5 protein-coding genes are annotated in these 6,750 nt (G+C 67.2%); all 5 read left to right on the forward strand.

Going from position 1 to position 6,750, the window contains the following annotated elements; translation table 11 throughout:
* Positions 1–265 precede the first annotated feature (265 nt).
* Genes QZ772_RS04200 through QZ772_RS04220 form a run of 5 tightly spaced genes read left to right on the forward strand, consistent with a single transcriptional unit; the run spans position 266 to position 6,690 of the window.
* On the forward strand, positions 266–1,234 hold the full coding sequence (locus tag QZ772_RS04200; RefSeq protein WP_017761362.1) for an ABC transporter substrate-binding protein: 969 nt from the start codon (positions 266–268) through the stop codon (positions 1,232–1,234).
* A 21-nt stretch (positions 1,235–1,255) separates the two neighbouring features.
* Positions 1,256–2,326 (forward strand): multiple monosaccharide ABC transporter substrate-binding protein, encoded by a 1,071-nt coding sequence (gene chvE / locus QZ772_RS04205; protein WP_295523339.1) that lies wholly within the window; start codon positions 1,256–1,258, stop codon positions 2,324–2,326.
* Between the two features lie 53 nt (positions 2,327–2,379).
* Entirely contained in the window at positions 2,380–3,939 is a 1,560-nt protein-coding gene (mmsA, locus tag QZ772_RS04210) for a multiple monosaccharide ABC transporter ATP-binding protein (protein ID WP_295523345.1), read from the forward strand.
* Positions 3,936–5,147 carry a multiple monosaccharide ABC transporter permease gene (gene mmsB, locus QZ772_RS04215; protein WP_295523341.1) on the forward strand — a complete coding sequence of 404 codons (1,212 nt, stop codon included), beginning with the start codon at positions 3,936–3,938 and terminating at the stop codon, positions 5,145–5,147. Before mmsA ends, mmsB begins: the two co-directional genes overlap by 4 nt.
* A 4-nt stretch (positions 5,148–5,151) precedes the next feature.
* On the forward strand, positions 5,152–6,690 hold the full coding sequence (locus QZ772_RS04220) for a sugar ABC transporter ATP-binding protein (RefSeq protein WP_295523343.1): 1,539 nt from the start codon (positions 5,152–5,154) through the stop codon (positions 6,688–6,690).
* Positions 6,691–6,750 lie beyond the last annotated feature (60 nt).

Raw genomic sequence — 6,750 nt, forward strand, 5'->3', positions numbered from 1 at the left:
GAGCAGCAGCAGCTGCCGCGTCTTGAGGCGGGCACGCAGGAACCAGTGCGGGTTGGACGTCGAGGGGCTGGTCATCGAGGAAGGAATGGCGGTGTCGCCGACGGGCGGCGAGGGTTTGTGCGAATGCTCCGATTGATATCCATTCTCTTCAAAAAACCATTGGATGGATATTTTTTTGCTTCATACACTGCCCTCACGTTCGATGCGGTGCGGGTGCGCCGCACGGCGCCCACAACACATCGATTCCTTCATCAGGAGACAACCCATGCGCCCCTCCCGTCGTCAGCTCGTCGCCCTGGCCGCCGGCCTGCCCCTCGCCATGGCGCTGCCCAGCGCCGCCTGGGCTCAGAAGAAGATCGTGCTCGGCTTCAGCCAGGTCGGCGCAGAAAGCGAATGGCGCACCGCCAATACGGAATCGATCAAGTCGGCCGCCAAGGACGCAGGCATCGAGCTCAAGTTCTCCGACGCGCAGCAGAAACAGGAAAACCAGATCAAGGCCATCCGCGCCTTCATCGCGCAGAAGGTCGACGTGATCGCCTTCTCGCCGGTGGTCGAGACCGGCTGGGACAACGTGTTGCGCGAGGCCAAGGCCGCCAAGATCCCCGTGGTGCTGACGGACCGCGCCGTCAACACCAAGGACACCTCGCTCTACGTCACCTTCATGGGCTCCGACTTCGTCGAGGAAGGCCGCAAGGCCGGCCGCTGGCTGGTGGACAAGATGAAGGACCAGAAGGGCGAGGTGCGCATCGTCGAGCTGCAAGGCACCGTGGGCTCGGCCCCCGCCATCGACCGCAAGAAGGGCTTCGAGGAAATCATCAAGGCCGATCCCAAGTTCAAGATCGTGCGCTCGCAGACCGGCGACTTCACCCGCGCCAAGGGCAAGGAGGTGATGGAAGCCTTCCTGAAAGCCGAGGGCAAGAACGGCATCAACGTGCTCTACGCGCACAACGATGACATGGCCATCGGCGCCATCCAGGCCATCGAGGAAGCGGGCCTGAAGCCGGCCAAGGACATCACCATCATCTCGGTCGACGCGGTCAAGGGCGCCTTTGAGGCCATGATGGCCGGCAAGCTCAATGTGTCCGTCGAGTGCTCGCCGCTGCTGGGCCCGCAGCTGATGACGGCCGTCAAGGACATCGTGGCCGGCAAGCCGGTGGCCAAGCGCATCGTGACGGAAGAGGGCATCTTCCCCATGGAAACCGCGGCCGCCGAGTTCCCGAAACGCAAGTACTGATCGCCGAGGGAGCACAACAACATGAAGCGCACCTTCCTCAAGTCGATCGTGGCCGGCGCAGCGCTGGCCACCACCTTGCTGACACCCTTCGCCCAGGCCCAGGACAAGGGCCTGGTCGGCATCGCCATGCCCACCAAGTCCTCGGCGCGCTGGATCGCCGACGGCGACAACATGGTCAAGGTGCTGAAGGACCGGGGCTACAAGACCGACCTGCAGTACGCCGAGGACGACATCCCCAACCAGCTGGCGCAGATCGAGAACATGATCACCCGCGGCGCCAAGGTGCTGGTGATCGCCTCCATCGACGGCACCACGCTCGGCAAGGCGCTGCAGAACGCGGCTGACCGCGGCATCAAGGTCATCGCCTATGACCGGCTGATCCGCAACAGCAAGAACGTCGACTACTACGCCACCTTCGACAACTTCCAGGTCGGCGTGCTGCAGGCCAACTCCATCGTCGACAAGCTGGGGCTCAAGCAGGGCAAGGGCCCCTTCAACATCGAGCTGTTCGGCGGCTCGCCCGACGACAACAACGCCTTCTTCTTCTACGACGGGGCGATGAGCGTGCTCAAGCCCTACATCGACAGCGGCAAGCTGGTGGTGCGCAGCAAGCAGATGGGCATGGACAAAGTGGGCACGCTGCGCTGGGACGGCGCGGTGGCGCAGGCCCGCATGGACAACCTGCTGTCGGCCTTCTACGGCAACGCGCGCGTCGATGCGGTGCTCTCGCCGTACGACGGGCTGTCCATCGGCATCCTCTCCTCGCTCAAGGGCGTGGGCTACTGCACCGCGCAGCAGCCCTGCCCCGTGGTGAGCGGGCAGGACGCCGAGGTACCTTCGGTCAAGTCGATCCTGCGCGGCGAGCAATCCTCCACCGTGTTCAAGGACACACGCGAGCTGGCCAAGGTCACGGCCGACATGGTCGATGCGGTGGTCTCGGGCAAGCAGCCCCAGGTCAACGACACCAAGACCTACAACAACGGCGTCAAGGTGGTGCCGTCGTACCTGCTCAAGCCCGTGAGCGTGGACAAGAGCAACTGGGAACAGGTGCTCGTGGGCAGCGGCTACTACAAGGCCGCGCAGTTCAAGTAAAGCCAGGCCGGCGCGCCGCTGCCAAGGAGCGCGCCGGCAACACCGCCATGAACCTGCTGCTGGAGATGCGCCACATCCGCAAGACCTTTCCCGGGGTCGTGGCCCTGGACCGGGTGGAGCTGGGTGTGCAAGCCGGGCAGATCCATGCTCTGGTGGGCGAGAACGGCGCCGGCAAGTCCACGCTGATGAAGGTGCTCAGCGGTGTCTACACCCACGGCGAATACGAGGGCGACATCGTCTACGACGGTCAGGTGCAGCGCTTCAGCGGCATCCACGACAGCGAGCGCGCCGGCATCATCATCATCCACCAGGAGCTGGCGCTGGTGCCCATGCTCTCCATCGCGGAGAACCTGTTCCTGGGCAACGAGGTGGCCCGCAACGGCGTCATCGATTGGACCGAGGCGCACCGGCGAACCCGCGAGCTGCTGGCCAAGGTGGGCCTGAGGATGTCCCCTGAGACGCCGGTGGGCGAGCTGGGCATCGGCCAGCAGCAACTGGTGGAGATCGCCAAGGCCCTGGCCAAACAGGTGCGCCTGCTGATCCTGGACGAACCCACCGCCAGCCTCAACGAGAACGACAGCCAGGCCCTGCTGGACCTGCTGATGGAGCTGCGCGCGCAGGGCATCACCTGCATCCTGATCTCGCACAAGCTCAACGAGATCGCCCGCGTGGCCGACGCGGTGACCGTGCTGCGCGACGGCAGCAGCGTGCAGACCCTCGACTGCAGCGCCGCACCGGTGGACGAGAACGAGGTAATCCGCGCCATGGTCGGCCGCGCCATGGCCGACCGCTACCCGCCGCGCACACCGAACATCGGCGACGTGGGCTTCGAGGTGCGGGACTGGCATGCACACCATCCGCAGCGGCCAGAGCGCCCGTTCCTGCAGGACCTGAATCTTCATGTGCGCCGCGGCGAGGTGGTGGGCATCGCCGGTCTGATGGGCGCCGGTCGCACCGAGTTCGCCATGAGCGTATTCGGCCGCAGCTGGGGCCAGCGCGTCGCAGGCACCGTGCGCATCGAAGGCCGCGAGGTGGACGTCAGCACGGTGGGCAGAGCCATCGCCCAGGGTCTGGCCTATGTGACCGAGGACCGCAAGGGCGCCGGCCTGGTGCTGGACGAGAGCATCCGGTTCAACACGTCTCTCGCCCACCTGAAGGGCGTCTCCCGCGCCGGCGTGATCGACCCGCTGCAGGACACGGCCGTGGCCGAGCGCTTTCGCCGCGCCATGCGCATCCGCACGCCCGACGTGCTGCAGAAGACGCTCAACCTGTCGGGCGGCAACCAGCAGAAGGTGGTGCTGGGCAAGTGGCTGTTCACCGAGCCCAGGGTGCTGATCCTCGACGAGCCCACGCGCGGCATCGACGTCGGCGCCAAGTACGAGATCTACACGCTCATCGCCGAGTTGGCCGCCCAGGGCCGCTGCGTGATCGTGATTTCCTCCGAGATGCCCGAGCTGCTGGGCATCACCGACCGCATCTATGTGATGAACGAAGGCCGCTTCGTCGCCGAGATGCCCACGGCCGAGGCCACGCAGGAGCGGATCATGGGCGCCATCGTGCGCGGCCATGCCGCCGCACGTGGGCTGGCGGCCAAGACGGAAGCCCTTGCATGACCGACAACGCCGCATCCCTGCCCCGCGCCGCCGCACCGGCGGCCGCGCCGGCACCTTCCACCGCCGCCTTCCTGCGCCACAACTTCCGCGAGTACGGCATGCTGGTGTGCCTGGTCGCGATCATGGTGCTGTTCCAGGTGCTGACCGACGGCACGCTGATGCAGCCGCTCAACCTCACCAACCTGGTGCTGCAGAACAGCTACATCGTCATCATGGCGCTGGGCATGCTGCTGGTGATCGTGGCGGGCCACATCGACCTGTCGGTGGGCTCGGTCAGCGGCTTCATCGGCGCGCTGGCGGCGGTGCTGATGGTCAACCACGACTGGCCGGTGATCCCGGCCGCGCTGGCCTGCCTGGTGGGCGGCGCGCTCATCGGCGCTGCGCAGGGTTGGTTCGTGGCCTATGCGCGCATTCCCTCCTTCATCGTCACGCTGGCCGGCATGCTGGTGTTCAAGGGCCTGGCGCTGGCGCTGCTGCAGGGCCAGTCGGTGGGGCCCTTTCCCGACAGCTTCCAGCGGCTGAGTTCGGGCTTCATCCCCGACGCCTTCGGCAACCAGGGCCTGCGGCTGACCTCGCTGCTGATCGGCGTGGCCACGGCCGTCGTCTTCGCGGCCGCCGGGTGGCGATCGCGGCAGCGCCAGCAGGCGCATGGCATCGTGGACGAGCCGGTCGGCTTCTTCGCCGCCAAGACACTGGTCTTCGCGGGCCTGCTGATCGGCTTCGCCTGGATGATGGCCTCGTACCGCGGCCTGCCCAATGTGCTGGTGGTGATGGCGGTGCTGATCGTGCTGTTCGACTTCGTCACCCGCCGCACGGTGCTGGGCCGACGCGTCTATGCGCTTGGCGGCAACGAGAAGGCGGCCCGCCTGTCGGGCATCGACACGCGGCGCCTGAGCTTCTATGCCTTCGTCAACATGGGCGTGCTGGCGGCGCTGGCCGGGCTGGTGTTCGCGGCAAGGCTCAACACGGCCACGCCTAAGGCGGGGTTGGGCTTCGAGCTGGACGTGATCGCGGCCTGCTTCATCGGCGGCGCCTCCGCCTCGGGCGGCGTGGGCAAGGTCACGGGCGCGGTGATCGGCGCCTTCGTCATGGGTGTGATGAACAACGGCATGTCGATCATGGGCATCGGCATCGACTACCAGCAGGTGATCAAGGGGCTGGTGCTGCTGGCCGCGGTGTTCATCGACGTCTGGCACAAGAACCGCTGAAGCCATGGCTGCTGTCACCCCTTCCTCCACCGCACCAGTGCTAGAACTCACCGGCATCGGCAAGCGCTTCGGCAGCGTGCCGGTGCTGCAGGACGTGCAGCTGCGCCTGTACCCCGGCGAGATCCATGCGCTGATGGGCCAGAACGGCGCGGGCAAGTCGACGCTGATCAAGGTGCTCACGGGCGTCTTCCCGGCCAACGACGGGCGCATGGTGCTGGCGGGTGCGCCCATCGTGCCGGCCTCGCCCGCGCATGCGCAGGCACTGGGCATCAGCACCGTCTACCAGGAAGTCAACCTCTGCCCTAACCTGTCGGTGGCCGAGAACGTGTTCGCCGGCCGCTATCCGCGCCGCGGCCTGCTGCAGGGCCGTCGCATCGACTGGGCGGCGGTCAACGAAGGCGCCCGCAGCCTGCTGGCGCGCGTGGGCCTGGACATCGACGTGACGCGGCTGCTGGCCAGCTACCCGGTGGCGGTGCAGCAGCTGGTTTCCATCGCCCGCGCGCTGGGCGTGGATGCGCGGGTGTTGATCCTGGACGAGCCCACCTCCAGCCTGGACGACGACGAGGTGCGCAAGCTCTTCGAGGTGATGCGCCGGCTGCGGGATGAGGGCTTGGCCATCGTCTTCGTCACCCATTTCATGAACCAGGTGTATGCCGTGTCGGACCGCATCACCGTGCTGCGAAACGGTCGCTTCGTGGGCGAATGGCCGACGGCCGAACTGCCCGCGCCGGCACTGATCTCGGCCATGGTGGGCCGCGAGCTGGCCGCCGCGCAGGGCCAGTCGGCGGCGCTACCGCCGGCCGCGGCCGGTGAGACGCCGCTGCTCAAGGCCGAGAGTCTGGGCCAGAAGACCCAGCTGCATCCCATCGACCTGCAGGTGCGCGCGGGCGAGGTGGTCGGCCTGGCGGGCCTGCTGGGCGCGGGCCGCACCGAGCTGGCACGCCTGCTCTTCGGCCTGGAGCCGGCGGACAGCGGCACGCTGTGGATGGATGGCCAGGCCCGCCGCTTCGGCAGCCCCACCGACGCCATCGCCGCCGGACTGGCGCTGTGCCCCGAGGAGCGCAAGACCGACGGCATCGTCGCCGAGCTGTCGGTGCGCGAAAACATCGCCCTGGCCCTGCAGGCCCGGCGCGGCGCGCTGCACTTCATTCCCCATGCCGAGCAGGTGCGCATGGCCGAGCACTACGTGGCGGCGCTGGGCATCAAGACCGCGAGCATCGACACGCCCATCGGCCTGCTCTCCGGCGGCAACCAGCAGAAGGCCGTCATCGCCCGCTGGCTGGCGACAGCGCCGCGCCTCCTGATCCTCGACGAGCCCACGCGCGGCATCGATGTGGCCGCCAAGCAGGAAATCATGGAGCAGATCCTCCAGCTCGCGAAGGCGGGCATGGCGGTGCTGTTCATCTCTTCCGAGATCAGCGAAGTGGTGCGCGTGGCCCACCGCATCGTCGTGCTGCGCGACCGCACCAAGGTGGGCGAACTGCCCGCCGGCAGCAGCGAGGACGACGTGTACGAGCTGATCGCTGCAGAACAGACGCACTGACATGCCCACTTCCCTCCTATCGCGACTGATGCAGCACAGGCTCGCCTGGCCGCTGCTCAC

Origin of the sequence: uncultured Pseudacidovorax sp., from assembly GCF_913773995.1 — a bacterium.
Lineage (GTDB): Bacteria > Pseudomonadota > Gammaproteobacteria > Burkholderiales > Burkholderiaceae_C > Xenophilus.